At 70.1% G+C, this 16,314-nt stretch carries 13 protein-coding genes; 5 read left to right on the top strand and 8 right to left on the bottom strand.

The window, feature by feature from the left end; genetic code table 11:
• Positions 1-3: 3 nt before the first annotated feature.
• Positions 4-771, bottom strand: coding sequence for a hydroxyacylglutathione hydrolase (gloB, locus tag AC27L4_RS17960; RefSeq protein ID WP_487143604.1), 768 nt, complete (start codon positions 769-771; stop codon positions 4-6).
• Positions 772-989: 218 nt separating this feature from the next.
• On the opposite strand from gloB, the gene AC27L4_RS17965 reads away from it, so the two are divergent.
• The gene (locus tag AC27L4_RS17965; RefSeq protein WP_487143605.1) at positions 990-2,489 is read left to right on the top strand and encodes an HAL/PAL/TAL family ammonia-lyase; all 1,500 of its coding nucleotides are present in this window, start codon (positions 990-992) and stop codon (positions 2,487-2,489) included.
• A gap of 58 nt (positions 2,490-2,547) precedes the next feature.
• Here the strand turns inward: AC27L4_RS17965 and AC27L4_RS17970 are convergent, their stop codons facing one another.
• The 4 genes from AC27L4_RS17970 to AC27L4_RS17985 form a co-directional block, all read right to left on the bottom strand.
• On the bottom strand, positions 2,548-3,303 hold the full coding sequence (locus AC27L4_RS17970; RefSeq protein WP_487143607.1) for a M15 family metallopeptidase: 756 nt from the start codon (positions 3,301-3,303) through the stop codon (positions 2,548-2,550).
• A 46-nt stretch (positions 3,304-3,349) separates the two neighbouring features.
• Positions 3,350-5,863 carry a DNA translocase FtsK gene (locus tag AC27L4_RS17975; protein WP_487143608.1) on the bottom strand — a complete coding sequence of 838 codons (2,514 nt, stop codon included), beginning with the start codon at positions 5,861-5,863 and terminating at the stop codon, positions 3,350-3,352.
• 210 nt (positions 5,864-6,073) lie between these two features.
• A complete protein-coding gene (locus AC27L4_RS17980; protein ID WP_487143609.1) occupies positions 6,074-7,531 on the bottom strand; it encodes a M48 family metalloprotease in 1,458 nt (485 codons plus the stop codon).
• A 53-nt stretch (positions 7,532-7,584) separates the two neighbouring features.
• On the bottom strand, positions 7,585-8,346 hold the full coding sequence (locus tag AC27L4_RS17985; RefSeq protein WP_487143611.1) for a thermonuclease family protein: 762 nt from the start codon (positions 8,344-8,346) through the stop codon (positions 7,585-7,587).
• Between the two features lie 315 nt (positions 8,347-8,661).
• On the opposite strand from AC27L4_RS17985, the gene AC27L4_RS17990 reads away from it, so the two are divergent.
• The 4 genes from AC27L4_RS17990 to AC27L4_RS18005 all read left to right on the top strand — a co-directional run bounded on the left by AC27L4_RS17990 (position 8,662) and on the right by AC27L4_RS18005 (position 11,967).
• Positions 8,662-9,000, top strand: coding sequence for a P-II family nitrogen regulator (locus AC27L4_RS17990; protein WP_487143612.1), 339 nt, complete (start codon positions 8,662-8,664; stop codon positions 8,998-9,000).
• 46 nt (positions 9,001-9,046) lie between these two features.
• Complete coding sequence (locus AC27L4_RS17995) at positions 9,047-10,453, top strand: ammonium transporter (RefSeq protein WP_487143614.1); 1,407 nt, start codon at positions 9,047-9,049, stop codon at positions 10,451-10,453.
• A 171-nt stretch (positions 10,454-10,624) separates the two neighbouring features.
• Positions 10,625-10,963 (top strand): ferredoxin FdxA, encoded by a 339-nt coding sequence (gene fdxA, locus AC27L4_RS18000; protein WP_487143615.1) that lies wholly within the window; start codon positions 10,625-10,627, stop codon positions 10,961-10,963.
• A 422-nt stretch (positions 10,964-11,385) separates the two neighbouring features.
• Positions 11,386-11,967: a CarD family transcriptional regulator gene (locus tag AC27L4_RS18005; protein WP_487143617.1), complete on the top strand. Its 582-nt coding sequence runs from the start codon at positions 11,386-11,388 to the stop codon at positions 11,965-11,967.
• Positions 11,968-12,019: 52 nt separating this feature from the next.
• On the opposite strand, the gene prmC is transcribed toward AC27L4_RS18005, so the two are convergent.
• The 3 genes from prmC to ptsP form a co-directional block, all read right to left on the bottom strand.
• Complete coding sequence (prmC, locus tag AC27L4_RS18010; RefSeq protein WP_487143618.1) at positions 12,020-12,874, bottom strand: peptide chain release factor N(5)-glutamine methyltransferase; 855 nt, start codon at positions 12,872-12,874, stop codon at positions 12,020-12,022.
• Between the two features lie 5 nt (positions 12,875-12,879).
• Positions 12,880-13,956: a peptide chain release factor 1 gene (gene prfA / locus AC27L4_RS18015; RefSeq protein WP_487143619.1), complete on the bottom strand. Its 1,077-nt coding sequence runs from the start codon at positions 13,954-13,956 to the stop codon at positions 12,880-12,882.
• Positions 13,957-14,029: 73 nt separating this feature from the next.
• Entirely contained in the window at positions 14,030-16,294 is a 2,265-nt protein-coding gene (gene ptsP, locus AC27L4_RS18020) for a phosphoenolpyruvate--protein phosphotransferase (protein WP_487143621.1), read from the bottom strand.
• Between the last annotated feature and the right edge of the window lie 20 nt (positions 16,295-16,314).

Here is a 16,314-nt window from a genome sequence, read left to right on the forward strand (position 1 = left end):
CGTTCAGAACCGGTTCTTGCGTTCGCGCAGCTCCGCCAGCACCGCCACCGGATCGGCGCCGGCGAGGCCGAGCCCGGCGGCGATCGCCGGGTCGTCGGCGCGCAGGAACGGGTTTTCCCGCTTTTCCGCCCCGAGCGTGACCGGCAAGGTGAAGGGGCCCTCGGCCCGCTGCTGCTCGGCCTCGGCGGCGCGCGCCCGAAGCGCTGCGTTGCCGGGGTCGACCGTCAGCGCGAAGCGGGCGTTGGAGAGGGTGTACTCGTGCCCGCAATAGAGCAGGGTGTCGTCTGGAAGGGCCCGCAGCCTGGAGAGCGAGCCCCACATCTGGCCCGGCGTGCCTTCGAACAGGCGGCCGCAACCGAGCGAGAACAGCGTGTCGGCGGCGAACAGCGCCTTCTCGGCCTCGAACCAGTAGGCGATGTGGCCGACGGTGTGGCCGGGCGTGTCGATCACCTTGGCTGCGAGCGACCCGACCATGACCGTGTCGCCCTCGGCCACCGTCTCGTCGACGGCCGGGATGCGGTGGGCGTCGGCCCTGGCCGCGACGACGCGGCAGGCCCAGGCCGATTTCAGCGCCGCGATGCCGGCCACATGGTCGTCATGGTGGTGCGTGACCAGGATGTCGGTGAGCCGCCAGCCCCGCCGCTTCAGCGCCGCCTCGATCGGAGCGGCCTCGGGCGCGTCGATCGCCGCCGTCCGGCCGGTGGCCGGGTCGTGGATCAGGGCCCCGAAATTGTCGGAGCGGCAGAGGAAGAGATCGATGGTCGCAGCCATGGCGGCGGCGTGCTCCTGTGCTTGGCCTTGAGCCGGTTCTCCCGAACCTGCTCACACGCGAGAATCCGGGCAGCGTCGATCCTGCGTCGAAAGCGGCAAGACCGTTCGTGGCGAAGGCCGCGGGAAGCGGCCTGGCAGTCTTCAACTTGCGTTCGAAGCACAAGACGCCGCAATAATCCAGCCTCGGCCGGACGAGGCCACCTTCGGGGGAGGGCTGCATGGCAGACGGTGTGGTGATCATCGGCGATCATGCCGTGACGATCGACGACATCGCCGCGATCGCCCGCCGCCATACGCCGGCCGCCCTGTCGCGCGGGGCCCGCGAGCGCATGGCGACGGCGCGCAGGGTGGTCGAGCGCCATATCGCCGAGGACGTGCCGGTCTACGGCCTGACCACCGGCCTCGGCGCCGCGGTCGACACTCGCCTTTCCGCCGACGACCTCGCCGCCTTCCAGCGCCGCGTCGCCTTCGCCCGCGCCGTCGGCATCGGCGAGGCCATGCCGGTCGAGGAGGTGCGCGCCATGATGGCGGCCCGCGTCGCCGGCATGGCGGTGGGCCAGACCGGGGTTTCGCCGGCCGTGCCGGAAGCGCTGGTCGCGGCGCTCAACGCCGGCTTCCACCCGGTGGTGCCCTCGATCGGCTCGATCGGCGCGGCCGACCTGGCGCCGCTCGCCCATATGGCGGTGGCGCTGCTCGGCGAGGGCGAGGCCGAGTTCGGCAGCGAGCGCATGTCCGGGGGCGCCGCCCTGGCGCGGGCCGGCCTGGCGCCGGTGCCGGTCGGTCCCAAGGACGGTCATGCCCTGGTCGTCGCCAATGCCGCGTCCGTGGGGCGCGGGGCCCTGGCGCTGGCCGACGCCCGGCTGGCGCTCGACGCGCTCGACGCCTCGGCCGCCCTGGCCATGGAGGCATTCGGCGCCAATCTGTCGCCGCTTCTGCCGGTGGTGAACGCGGCGCGGCCGGGGCCGGGCCAGGCCCAGGCCGCCCAGCGCCTGTTCGCCCTGCTCGTCGGCGGCCATCTCGGCGATCATCGCGGCGCGGTACGGCGGGTGCAGGATCCGTTGTCCTATCGCTGCGTCGCGCCGGTGCACGGCGCGGCGCGCACGGCCCTCGCCGAGGCGGTGGCCATGGTCGAGCTTGAGCTCAACCATGCCGGCGACAATCCGGTGGTGATCGACGGGCAGATGCTGTCGAACGGCAATTTCGACATGACGGTCTTCACCCTGCGCTTCGAGGCGCTGGCGCAGGCCCTGTCCCATGCCGCCACCATCTCAGCCCAGCGGGCGCTGAAGCTGATGTCGCCGGGTTATTCCGAGCAGCCGCGCTTCCTCACCCCGCTCGGCCAGAGCCGCACCGGCTTTGCCACCCTGCAGAAGGCGATCGGCGCGCTGGAGGGCGAAGTCCGGGCCCGGGCCCAGCCGGCGACGCTGGCGCTGCTGCATGCCGCCGACGGCGTCGAGGACCATGCCGCCAACGCGCCGGCCGCCGTGACCAAGCTGAAGGAGAGCGCGGGTCGGCTGGTGGCGCTCGCCGCCTGCGAGATGATCGTGGCGGCCCAGGCCATCGACCTGCGCGGCGGCGCCGACCTCGGCGGCGGCACGGCCCGCATCTTCGCCTTCGTGCGCAGCCATGTCGACAAGCTGGAGGAGGATCGCGCCAGCGGTCCGGATGTGTCGCGCCTCGCCGAGGCGATCCGGGCCGGCGGGCTGGCGGGGCTGTAGCGGACGGCGGCAGCGCCCGGTCGGGGTTCGGCACGCAGCCACGCTTGCGGGAACAGGATCAGGGAGCGGTCACGGCAAAGTCCTGCATGCGGCCATCCTGCCGCCCCTCATAGGTGAAGTGCCACCATTCCCGCGGATAGTTGCGGAAGCCGGCCGCCTGCATCGCCAGCGTCAGCGTCCGCCGGTTCCGGGCGGCCTCTGCCGGCAGGCCGTCCGCGTCGGTCCGGGACAGCGGATCGAAGCAGTCGAAGGCCGTGCCGAAGTCGAGCGTGCCCTGATCGCCGCGCTGCGCCGCCGACGCGGTGCAGGGCACGCCCGGGGCGGCGGGCGTCGCGGGCGTGCCGAGGCGGATGAGGCCGAGGTCGACGGCATAGCCGGTCGCGTGCAGCGACCGGGCCGCGACATAGCCGAGCCTCACCAGGCTGCGGCGATCGACCTGCGGATGGTCGGGCGCACGCTGCGGTCCGCCCGCCTTGGCCCAGGCGAGGATGTCGGCGACGGCCCGGGCGGGCCGGTAGCAGTCGAAAACCACCAGTCCGAGTCCCTCGGGGGCGAGCCGCATCTGGACCCGGACCAGGGCCTGTGCCGCCTCGGTCCGCAGGATGCAGGCGGGAGCCTCGTAGCCTGCCAACGGGCGCCCGGCAAAATTCTCCGGTCCCGCATAGCGCATGTCCTGGCGGATGGTCGGGGCCAGGACGGCGAGCCGGGAGAAGCCGGGCGGCAGCTCGGCGGAGGCGGCCGGGGCGGCAGCCAGCAGCGGCAGAAGGCAAAGAGCCGCCCGGCGCGAGCCGGGCCGTCCGCGGATGCCGCTCACACCGCCTCCCGTCGTTGCGGCCGCCCGGCGCGGGCGGCCCGTCCTCTCATTCGTCCTCGTAGTCCATGTCCTGACTGGCGGGGACATGGATGATCCTGTCTCGGCTGTAGGAGAGGATCTCGCGCTTTCCGGCATGGTTGGCGGGTCCGACGAGGCCCTCCTTCTCCATGCGCTCGACCAGGGAGGCGGCGCGGTTGTAGCCGATCTGCAGCCGGCGCTGGATGTAGGAGGTCGAGCACTTCTTGTCGCGCATCACCACCTTCACCGCCTGGTCGTAGAGCTCGCCGCTCTCCTCGCCGCCGAAGGCGCCCTTGTCGAACACCGCCGCATCGGCCTCCGCCTCCTCGCCCTCGCCCTCCTCGTCCGCCGTGATCGTGTCGAGATAGTCCGGCCGACCCTGGGCCTTGAGATGGGCCACCACCTTCTCCACCTCGTCGTCCGACACGAACGGCCCGTGCACGCGGGTGATCCGACCGCCCCCGGCCATGTGCAGCATGTCGCCCTGGCCCAGGAGTTGCTCGGCCCCCTGCTCGCTCAGGATCGTCCGGCTGTCGATCTTCGAGGTCACCTGGAAGGAGATGCGGGTCGGGAAGTTCGCCTTGATCGTGCCGGTGATCACGTCCACCGACGGGCGCTGCGTCGCCATGATCAGGTGGATGCCCGCCGCCCGCGCCATCTGCGCCAGCCGCTGGATCGCCCCCTCGATGTCCTTGCCCGCCACCATCATCAGGTCGGCCATCTCGTCGACGATGATGACGATGTAGGGCATCGCCGACAGGTCCATCTCCTCCTGCTCGTACAGCGCCTCCCCCGTCTCCTTGTCGAAGCCGGTCTGCACCGTGCGGATGACGCTCTCGCCCTTCTCCTGCGCCGCCGCCGCCCGGGCATTGTAGCCGTCGATGTTGCGCACCCCGAGCTTCGACATCTTCTTGTAGCGCTCTTCCATCTCGCGCACCGCCCATTTGAGCGCGAGCACCGCCTTCTTCGGGTCGGTCACCACCGGCGCCAGAAGATGCGGGATGCCGTCATAGATCGACAGCTCCAGCATCTTCGGGTCGACCATGATCAGCCGGCACTCCGTCGGCTTCAGCCGGTAGAGCAGCGACAGGATCATGGTGTTGATCGCCACCGACTTGCCCGAGCCGGTGGTGCCGGCCACCAGGAGGTGCGGCATCTTCTCCAACTGGGCGATCACCGGCTCGCCGCCGATGGTCTTGCCCAGCGACAGGGCCAGCTTGAACTTCGACTTCTCGAAATCCTCCGAGCCGATCAGCTCGCGGAAATACACCATCTCGCGCTTGGCGTTCGGCAGCTCGATGCCGATGACGTTGCGCCCGGGCACCACCGCCACGCGCGCCGACAGCGCCGACATCGAGCGGGCGATGTCGTCGGCAAGGCCGATCACCCGCGAGGACTTGATGCCCGGTGCCGGTTCCAGCTCGTACAGCGTCACCACCGGGCCGGGCCGCACATGGATGATCTCGCCGCGGATGCCGAAATCCTCCAGCACGCTCTCCAGGAGCCGCGCGTTCTGCTCCAGCGCCTCCATGGAGATCGCCGCCCCGGTCGGCTTGCGCGGCTCGGCCAGCAGCGTGAGGGGAGGCAGCTCATAGCCGGCACGCACCGCCACGGGCCGCGGGGTCTTGCTCGCCGGCAGGGGCGCGCGGTCATAAGGGGTGATGGTCGGCGCGGGGCGGGCCGGAGCCGGGACAGGAACGGCGACGGGCGCTACGGCCGTCTCGAGCACCTCCCCGTCCTCCTCGTCCTCCTCGTCCTGCCCGTCCTCTTCGTCTTCCTCGTCGTCGACCTCCGCGTCCGCGGCCTCCTCGCTGTCGGCCTCGTCCGCCTCGTCTTCGGCGCCGATTTCGATCACATCCTCTTCGGCCTCGAGAAGCTCCTCTTCGTCGGCGACGTCTTCCGGCGCCGGCAGGCGGATGACGGCGCTCTCCTCGGCGACCGAGCCCGTATCGGGCACGGCCTGGACCTGCGGCGGCTCCGGCGGAGCCAGGGCGGGCGGCTGGGCCGCCTGCACGGGCACGACCTTGCCGGCCGGGCTCCAGGAATAGCTGCGGAAGAGCGAGACGATGGGGATGCCGGGCGCGACCCGCACGGGCACCGGGGCCGGCGCCTCGATGGCGCGGGGCGGCTCGCCCAGCAACTCCAGGCTCTCCCAGAACACGCTGTCCGGCAGATAGGGCCAGGGCGTGGCAGCGGCGACGGTGTCACCCTGCGTGTCCCCGGCGGCGTCCGGCTCGGCCGGCGGCATGGCCGCCTCGGCATCGACGGCCGAATCGGCCGGCGCCTCGACGTGGATGTCGCCGATGCCGGCCTCGGCGATAGCCTTGGCCAGGGCGGCTTGCGTCGCCGCCACGCCCGATTCGGCGGGGTCGCCGCGGCGCAAGTGGCGGTCGGGCGTGCGCGTGAAGCGAACATTCTCAGGCAGGGACAGCGAGCGCTGCCAGGCCGGCATATGGAAGCGGTTGCCGGCAGGTCCAGGCGTCTCGGGCGCCTCGGCGGGCTGCACGGGGGGGGCGACGTAGTTGGGTCTGGGGATACGCATAACCGCCTTCGAACAAACTGGGCCTATGGACGGGAACATCGCGCCCAATCGGAAAGGCGTGGTTAACGGGGCGCTACGATGTCCCCATCTGCCGAAGGCTGTGGCATCCCGGTCGCGCCGCCGAGACAGGCATGGCGCATCCCGGCACGGCCGCATCCCGGTTCGACGGATGCAGGCTGCGCCCGGCCCGGCGTGACCGCTCGTGCGCCGTTATTCGGAGACGATCTTGACCCTGTCGCCCGCCTGCAGCGTCGCGTTCGCATCCAGCCCGTTCAGCACCAGGAAGCGCTCGAGCGACTGGTCGGCATAGGCCATGCGGGCGGCCATGGTGGCGGGGGTGTCGCCGGCACGCACGGTGACGACGTCGACGCGCAGCGGCTTGACGTTGCGAATCTCGTCCGACGTGAGCTGGCGGAAGGTCGAGGCCGTCTGCTGGAACACGGCGTCCGTCGCCGGCGTCAGATCGCGCGTGGCGAAGATCATGCGATAGACGCTGGGGCCGAAGCGGATGGCATAGAGTCGGAAGCTCCATTCCTCGCCCCTTGCCACCGCCGTCGCCGCCTCGAAGCCGTTGATGGTCAGCGTCGAGGCCGAGCCCGCATCGACGCCTTCGATCCAGCCGGAGTTGAGATAGTCGACCAGCGACTGGCCGTCCTTCGGCTTGACGGTGTCGAGGCGCAGAGCCCTGCCGCCGCCGTCGACGCCGAGGATCGCCTGCGGCGTGTTGTCGATGGTGAAGCCCTGCGGCACGGCGAAGGTGAAGCCGAGGCGCGGATGCAGGAAGGACCGCCCCTGCATGAAGCCCTGGGTCGGATCCTCGCCATAGGTGAGGCCGTCGATCGCCTGGAGATAGCTGACCTTGTCGCGGCGCCCCGAACCGGGAGCGCCGTATTGGCGCGCCACCTCGACCGCCCGCTGGATGCGCTCCGGCGTCGAGGGATGGGTGTTGAGGAAATCATAGGCGTTGGCGTTCGGCGGGGCTCCGGGCGAGCGCATGCCGACCTGCCGGCTCATCGAAGCCAGGAAGCGCGACGCGCCATAGGGATCGAAGCCGGCCCGGGCGATGGTGCGCACGCCGACCTGGTCCGCCTCCAGCTCCTGCTGGCGCGAGAAGCTGGCGATCGTCACCATCGACTTGGCCTGCTGGGCCTGGCCCTCCTGCGGTTTGTGCAGCACGTCGGTCATCACCGCCGAGACCAGCACCGACTGCTTTTCCATGTTGGCGCGGGCGACCGCATGCCGGGCCGAGACGTGCGCCATCTCATGCGCCAGCACCGCGGCGATCTCGGCATCGTCATTGGCCAGCGCCAGCAGGCCGCGGGTGACGTAAATCCGTCCGGAGGGCAGGGCGAAGGCGTTGACCGAGGGGGCGTTCAGGATGGTCAGCTTGTAGGGGATGTCCGGCCGGTCGGACTGCGCCGCCAGGCGCTCGACCAGGTCGCCGAGATAGCGCTCCGTCGCCGCATTGCGATAGGCGCCGCCATAGGAGGCGACGAGGCGGTCGTGCTCGCGGTCGGCGGCGGTGGGCGGCGCGATGACCTTCGGCGCTTCCTTCGGCAGGGCGGCGACCAGCGGACGGGCCTGCTCGCCCATGTCGGCCAGGCCTTCGCCCGGGGAGGTGCAGCCGGCCAGGCCGAGCATCAACGCGGCCAGACCAATCCCGACCACCGAACTCCGTCCTGAAACACGCGCCGTCATCGCGTCCCGTCCATTCCTTCCATTCATGGCGTCGGCTCATCGAGACGTTCGATCGCCGACGGCTCCGTGATGTCGATGCGCGGCCCGCCCTGCAAGGTCACCACGCCGCGCGCCCGGATCCTCTGACCCTTGAGCGCCTCCGGTGCAATCCCGGCCGCAACGAAGCGCGGCCGTTCCCTCTTGGGTATGGCCAAGGTCACGTCGGTGCGCCAAACCGCGCCGAAGTCGATCCAGAGCATCGCCCCGCTCGAGCCCGCATGCGTGACGCGGCCCGATATGATGGCGAAGCGGCCCTCATGCGCCGCCACGGCATCCGGGTCCGAAGCGTCGGCCACTCCATACTCCGGTTGCGCCCAAAGGCCAAGCCCGGCGCGGCGCGCCGTGTCTTCGGCCGCCAGCAGATCGGCATAGCAGGGCTCGTCGCCGGGCCGGGGGCGGACGCGCGCCCGTCCCTCCGACGCCAGCCGCTCCGACAGGAAGAGGCCGTCGACGACGAGATCGGCGCGGATCATGCCGTGCCGGTCCGGCTGCCCCGCGCCGACCAGGGTCACCTCGATATCCTCGATCGGCGGCAGGCTGAGGCTCGTCCCGTCGAGGCCCGCGAGCTGGACCAGCCGGCCGTCGGCCAGTCGCAGGGCGTTGCCCGGCAACACCGCCGCGATCACGACGGATTCGCCTGCCGCAGCCGACTGGCGGCAGGCATCGGCCATGGCAATCGAAGGACTGCACACCACCATCGCGGCGCATGCCGCATTGGCCATGCTCATCAAGGCCCGCCCCGCCATCGTGACGCTTTACCGGGCGATGCCCGTCCCATGTGTCCTCGAAAAAAGCCTACGGATTCGAAAGGCGAAAATGCGGCGACGGCGTCCGGATGGCGTCTGATTAAATTTTGGATAGGCGCCTGATCTTTGAGCAGCCCTTGGCGCGACCGTTGAGACCGAAATCGGCAGCCTGTTGAATTCTTGTTGTTTTACAATTCGTTAAGGCGTGCTTCCCGGCTTGGCACGGGGCTTGATTGGCCGCTCCCGATTCACGGCGTCGCCATCCATGCGGGGTGGAGCCGCTGCGGCGAATTCAAGGCTCAAGGGTGAAGCAGCATGAAGATCGTGATGGCCATCATCAAGCCGTTCAAGCTGGAGGAGGTGCGCGATGCGCTGACCGCCGTCGGCGTGCACGGCCTGACCGTGACGGAAGTGAAGGGCTACGGGCGCCAGAAGGGGCACACCGAGATCTATCGCGGCGCCGAATATGTCGTGAGCTTCCTGCCCAAGCTGAAGATCGAGGTCGCGGTCGCCGGCGACCTCGTCGGCAAGGTGATCGACGCCATCAGCGCTGCCGCCAAGACCGGCCAGATCGGCGACGGCAAGATTTTCGTCACGCCGATCGAGACGGCGGTGCGCATCCGCACCGGTGAAAAGGACACGGACGCGCTCTGACGCGGCCTCCCAGCGACAATCACGACCGCGACAGGATCCATCCTCGATGACCATTTCCCGCGTACTGAAGGCAGCAACGCCGGCGCTTGCGGCAGCGCTGCTCTCGGCTTCACCCGCCTGGGCCGACGCCGTCGCCGACGCGCTTGCCTCTCCCGGAGCCAAGGGCGACACCGCCTGGATGCTGGCGGCCAGCGCCCTGGTGCTGCTGATGACCGTGCCGGGCCTTGCCCTGTTCTATGGCGGCCTGGTGCGCAGCAAGAACATGCTTTCCGTCTTCACCCAGGTCTTCGTCATCGCCGCGCTCGTCTCGGTGATCTGGGTGGTCTACGGCTATTCGCTCGCCTTCACCGAAGGCTCGGGCCTGCTCCAGCCCTTCTTCGGCGGCTTCAGCAAGATGTTCCTGGCCGGCGTCAGCACCTCGACCGGTGCGGCGACCTTCTCCCACGGGGTCTACCTCCCCGAATATGTCTATATCGCCTTCCAGATGACATTCGCGATGATCACCCCCGGCCTGATCGTCGGCTCCTTTGCCGAGCGCATCAAGTTCTCCTCGATGATCGTCTTCATCGTCCTGTGGGTGACCTTCGTCTATTTCCCCATGGCCCATATGGTCTGGTACTGGGGCGGCCCGGATGCGGCGACGGCACCGGCCGGCCAGATCTACACCTGGGGCGGCCTCGACTTCGCCGGCGGCACCGTGGTGCACATCAATGCCGGGCTTGCCGGCCTGATCGGCGCGCTGGTCCTGGGCAAGCGGGTGGGCTATGGCCGCGAGCACCTGCCGCCGCATTCGCTGACCATGACCGCCATCGGCGGCTCGCTGCTCTGGGTCGGCTGGTTCGGCTTCAATGCCGGCTCGAACCTCGAAGCCAATGCCTATGCAGCCCTGGCCATGATCAACACCTTCGTCGCCACGGCCGCGGCGGCGGTGTCCTGGCTGTTCGTGGAATGGGCGATCAAGGGCAAGCCCTCGCTGCTCGGCACCATCTCGGGCGCCGTCGCCGGCCTGGTGGCGGTCACGCCGGCCTGCGGCTTCGCCGGCCCGATGGGCGCGGTGGTGCTCGGCCTCGCCGTCAGCCCGATCTGCTTCTTCTTCGTCTCCACGGTGAAGAACGCCCTCGGCTATGATGACTCGCTCGACGTCTTCGGGGTGCACTGCATCGGCGGCATCTTCGGCGCCATCGCCACCGGCATCCTGGTCAACCCGGCCCTCGGCGGCGTCGGCATCCCCGACTACGTCACCGAGCCGGGCAAGCTCCTGGTGGCTGAATGGAGCGTCGGCCAGGTCTGGATCCAGCTCAAGGGGGTGCTGCTGACGCTGGCATGGTCGGGCATCGGCTCGTTCGTCCTCTACAAGCTCGTCGATCTGGCCATGGGCCTGCGCGTCACGTCCGACCAGGAGCGCGAGGGCCTCGACATCGCCGAGCACGGCGAGCGCGCCTACAATTACTGACCGGCCGGCCTCGCCGGCTGCCGCGGACCCCGGCCTTGCAAGCCGGGGTTTTCGCTTGGCGCGCCCCGTAGCAGGCCTGCCTTGCACGGCCGGCGGTCCGTGACGCTTGAACCCCGTGCCCATCTCCGCTAGGCAACTGCACAGACGTGAAATCCTCCAGGACGTTGCCCCATGACCTATGTGGTCACCGAGAACTGCATCAAGTGCAAGTACATGGACTGCGTCGAAGTGTGTCCGGTGGACTGCTTCTACGAGGGCGACAACATGCTGGTGATCCATCCCGACGAGTGTATCGACTGCGGCGTCTGCGAACCCGAATGCCCGGCAGACGCCATCAAGGCGGATACGGAGCGTGGCCTGGAATCCTGGCTGGAGCTGAATGCCCAGTATGCCAAGACCTGGCCCAACATCACCATCAAGCGTGACAGCCCCGCCGATGCCAAGGCGTGGGACGGCGTGGCCGGCAAGCTCGAGCATTTCTCGCCCGATCCGGGTCAGGGCGACGCCTGAACCGGCCGTCCGTCACCGACGCCAAGGCGCGGCCGTTCCGCGCAACGTCGACCGCATGGCAACCATAATGCCCACAGAGGGCGGGGCTGCTATGCGTTGGCGCGCTTATGCATTGATTTTCGCCAGTTTTTGTGCTACCAATTGCAACAAGGTCAGGAAAGGCCGCCGCATCTGCCACCGCTCCGACAAGGAGCCATTTTTTTGTGGCCTCACAATGAGGAAGACATTATCCGCGGGCGTGTTTCGCGCTCTCGGAACGTTGGCGCGACATTTTGACCCCCTTCCGGTTCGGCACCGCCACAGTACGCCGCAGGGCGTGCGTGGTGTTCCTGTCGAATGAGGCCTCGCGGCAACGGGCGCCAAAGCGTCTGCCCGCTCATCTTGTGGCGTCGAGCCACCACGAAAAGGAGCGTTGAAGCGTCATGACGAGCGTGAAGAAGGCGTCGACCAAGCAGGGTTTCAAGACCGGCGAGCACATTGTCTATCCGTCGCACGGCGTCGGCCGGATCGTGTCGATCGACGAGCAGGAAGTGGCCGGCTTCAAGCTGGAATTGTTCGTCATCACCTTCGCCAAGGACAAGATGACCCTGCGCGTTCCCACCACCAAGGTGGCTGCGGTCGGCATGCGCAAGCTCGCCGATCCGGCTCTGGTCGAAAAGTCGCTCGACACGCTCAAGGGCCGCGCCCGCATCAAGCGCACGATGTGGTCGCGCCGGGCGCAGGAATATGAGGCGAAGATCAATTCCGGCGACCTGATCGCCATCGCCGAGGTGGTACGCGACCTCTATCGCTCCGACGCGCAGCCCGAGCAGTCCTATTCCGAGCGCCAGCTCTACGAGGCGGCGCTCGACCGCATGTCGCGCGAGATCGCGGCCGTGCAGGATCTCTCCGAGGTCGACGCGGTGAAGGTGCTCGAGGCCAACCTCGCCAAGGGGCCGAAGCGCGGCGCCGCCAAGGATGCCGAAGCCGATCTCGACGAAGTCGCCGAGGAAGAGGCCGCCTGATCGGCTCCTCCGGCGGAACTGGAACGAAGGCCCGGCATCGTCCGGGCCTTTTTCATAGGGGGCGCCGGGCGGTCAGCGCGCGCGGAACGCCGCCGAGGTCGCATCGCGCCGGACCGGACGGGGAGAGGCCTGCGGCCGCGGCCAGGACCGCGACGTCCGCTTCCTGCCCAGCCCCGAGCTCCAGCACCAGCGCGCCGCCGGGAACGAGGTGCCCGGACGCTGCCGCGGCGATGGCGCGATAGGCCGAGAGCCCGTCCGCGCCGCCGTCGAGCGCGAGAAGCGGGTCATGCTCGCGCACCTCGACCGCCAGGCCCGCGATGTCCCCGGCCGGGATGTAGGGCGGATTGGAAACGATCAGGTCGAAGACGCCCTGCAGCGCCCCGGTCCAGTCCGCCGCCAGGAAAGCTGCCCGTTCGCCGACGCCGTTTGCCCGGGCATTGTCGCGGGCGAGGGCCGCCGCCGCCGGATCCCGGTCGACGCCGATGCCCGTGGCTGCCGGGCGCTCATGCAGCAGCGCCACCAGGATCGCGCCGCTGCCCGTGCCGAGATCGAGGATGCGATAGGGCCGGGCGCGGTCCGGCAAGGTCGCGAGCGCGGCCTCGACCACGGTTTCCGTGTCGGGGCGCGGCGACAGGGTGGCGTGGCCGAGCCGGAACGTCAGGCCCCAGAATTCGCGCAGGCCGAGGATGCGGTCGACCGGCTCGCCGGCGAGGCGGCGGGCGATCATCGCCCGCGCGCGCGCCGCGGCCCCGTCCGCCACCGATGCGTCGGCCCGCAGCACGATGTCCGCGGGCGTCGCCTCCGCCGCTTCCGCGACCAGCCAGCGCGCATCGAGCTCGGGTGTCGCCACGCCCCCTGCGGCCAGCGCCGCCGCCGCCTCGCGGTAGAGCGTGCCGAGCGTGGTCATCGCCGTTACCGGGCTTCGCTCGCCGCCAGGAGCCGGGCCTGGTTCTCGGTGACGAGGGCGTCGACCACTTCGCCGAGCGCGTCACCGGCGATCACCTGGTCGAGCTTGTAGAGCGTCAGGCCGATGCGGTGATCGGTGACGCGGCCTTGCGGGAAGTTGTAGGTGCGGATGCGCTCGGACCGGTCGCCGGAGCCGACCTGGTCGCGCCGGTCGGCGGCGCGGGCCGCGTCGTTGCGCTCGCGCTCGGCCTCGTAGAGGCGGGAGCGCAGCAGCGCCATGGCCCGTGCCCGGTTCTTGTGCTGCGAGCGCTCGTCCTGCACCGCGACCACGGTTCCCGTCGGCAAATGGGTGATGCGCACCGCCGAGTCCGTGGTGTTGACGTGCTGGCCGCCGGCGCCGGAAGCGCGGAACACGTCGGTCTTGAGGTCCTTCTCGTCGATGACGATGTCGACCTCCTCCGCTTCCGGCAGCACCGCCACCGTGGCGGCGGAGGTGTGGATGCGTCCGCCCGCCTCGGTGACCGGCACGCGCTGGACGCGGTGCACGCCCGACTCGAATTTCAGCTTGGCGAACACGCCGCGGCCGCGGATCGCCGCCGAGGCCTCCTTGTAGCCGCCGGCGGTGCCGGGCGATTCCGATAGGATCTCGGTCTTCCACCCCTGCAGGTCGGCGTAGCGCAGATACATGCGCAGGAGGTCGCCGGCGAACAGCGAGGCCTCGTCGCCGCCGGTGCCGGCGCGCACTTCCAGGATCGCCGACTTCTCGTCGGCCGCATCCTTGGGCAGGAGCGACAGGCGGATGGCGGTCTCCAGCTCGCCGATGCGCTGGATCAGCTCCTTGCGCTCTTCGTCGGCCAGGTCCGCCATCTCGCCGGCGACGGAAGGCTCGGCCAGCATCGCCTCGACGCCGGCGAGTTCGCCCTGCGCCGCGCGCCAGTCGCGGATGGCGGCGACGACCGGGTCGAGCTCGGCGAGCTCGCGGGAGAGGGCGACGAAGGTCTCGGCGCTCGGGCCGGAGGCGAGCTCGGCCTCGACGAAGTCGCGGCGGCGGACGAGGGCGTCGAGTTTGTCGATGGGCAGCATGAGCGGGGAGGCGGGTTGGGTGGCGGCCGGAAGGAGGGCGCCGGGACCGGCGCGGGCAGGGCGGGAAGGCCCGCTACAACGGCACGCCGCGTCGCTCGGCGAAGTCCCGCAGCGCGGCGCGCAGCGGCTTGTCGGAATGGGCGGCGAGGTGGTGGTCGACCACCGCCTCGAGCTCGGCCGCATCGGCCTCCATCAACGCCGCCTTGACCGGTCCGATAGCCGCCGGCGTCATCGACAGGAGGCGGAAACCGGCGCCGATCAGCGCCAGGGCCTCGAGGGGCCTGGAGGCGAGCTCGCCGCACAGCGTCACCGGCACGCCGGCGGCCGCGGCCCGGTCGGCGATGAACTTCAGCGCCCGCATGATCGGCGTCGACAGCGTGTCGAAGCGTCCGGCGACGCGGGCATTGCCCCGGTCCACCGCGAACAGGAACTGGAACAGGTCGTTCGAGCCGACCGACAGGAAGTCGACCCGGGCCAGGATCTCGTCGAGCTGCCAGAGCATCGAGGGCACCTCGACCATGGCGCCGAGCTTGACGAGGTCCGGCAACGCCTTGCCGTGGCGGCGCAGGAAGGCGATCTCGCGCTCCATCATGGCCCGCGCCTCGTCGAACTCGTGCGCGGCGGCGATCATCGGGAACATCACGCGCAGCTCGCGGCCGGCCGCCGCCTGCAGCAGCGCTCTGAGCTGCGAGCGCATCAGGCCGGGCCGGTCGAGGCCGAGGCGGATGGCCCGCCAGCCGAGCGCCGGGTTCTCCTCCTCGATCTTGTGCATGTAGGGCAGCACCTTGTCGCCGCCGATGTCGAGGGTGCGGAAGGTCACCGGCCGGTCGCCGGCCGCCTGCAGCACCGCCTGGTAGAGCGCCTGCTGCTCGCTGGTGCGCGGGAACTGCGAGGCGATCATGAACTGCAGCTCGGTGCGGAACAGGCCGATGCCGTGGGCGCCGCTCTCCTTGACATGCGGCAGGTCGACGAGCAGGCCGGCGTTGAGGAAGAGGCCGATGTCGCGCCCGTCGCGGGTGCGGCTCGGCAGGTCGCGCAGCGCCTGGTACTGCTCCTGGCGGCGGGCGCGGAAGCGCACCTTCTCCGCATAGGCCGCCTCGACATCGGGGGCCGGGCGCACCTGTACCGCGCCGGAGGACCCGTCGACGATGATGGCGTCGCCCTCCTCGACCAGGCTGGTGATCTCCGGCACTTCGCCGACGGCGGCGATGCCGAGCGCCCGGGCGACGATGGCGACATGGCTGGTCGGGCCGCCTTCCTCCAGGATCAGGCCGCGCAGGCGCTCGCGATCATAGTCGAGCAGGGCGGCCGGCCCCATCGAACGGGCCACCAGGATGGCGTCCTTGGGCATGCGCTCGCCCGAGGCGTGATGGCCGTCGCCGGTGAGCTGGCGCAGCAGGCGGTTGGCGAGATCGTCGAGATCGTAGAGCCGCTCGCGCAGGATCGGATCGGCGACGCGCTGCATCTTGGCGCGGGTGTCGGACTGGATGCGCTGCACGGCCGCCTCGGCGGTGACGCCGGTGGCGATCACCTCGCGCATCTTGGCGAGCCAGCCGCGGTCATGGGCGAACATGCGGTAGGCTTCGAGGATCTCGCGCGTCTCGGTGGCGCGGGCGACGTCGCCGCGGTCGAGCATGCTGTCGATGGAATCGCGCAGGCCGGTGATGGCGCGGTCGAGGCGATCGGCCTCGCGGGCCGTGTCCTCGGCGATCAGGGTTTTCACCACCACGCGCGGCTCGTGCAGCACGACGTGGCCGAGGCCGACGCCTTCGGCCAGGGAGACCCCGGCGAGGTGCAGCGGCCGGCGGCCTGCGATGTCGGCGCCGGGACGGGCGAGGGCCTGCAGCTCGCCCGAGGCGATCATCTCGGCCAGCACCATCGAGACGGTCAGCAGCGCCTCGATCTCTTCCTCGCTGTAGACGCGATGCGCCCGGTTCTGCACCACCAGCACGCCCAGCGTCTCGCCGGCGCGCAGGATCGGCACGCCGAGGAAGGCGTGGTAGAGCTCTTCGCCGGTTTCCGGCTTGTAGGAGAAGGCCGGGTGATGCTGGGCGTCGGAGGTGGCGACCGGCTCGGCCTCCTTGGCCACCAGGCCGACCAGGCCCTCGCCCTTGCGCATGGTGGTGAGGTGGACGGCGTCGGGATTGAGGCCTTCGGTGGCGTAGAGCTCGAGCGTGCCGTCGGAGCGCAGCACATAGGCCGAGCAGACCTCCGCCACCATGTTGGCGGCGATCAGCACCACTGTCTTGTCGAGGCGTTCCTGCGCGGAGACGGGCTCCGCCATCACCTCGCGGAGCCGTTTCAGAAGCAGGCGCGGTCCGGCGATCGCGCCAGGCATGCGTGGCCCTCCTGTCCGGC

Source organism: Labrys sp. Lb11 (assembly GCF_057554225.1).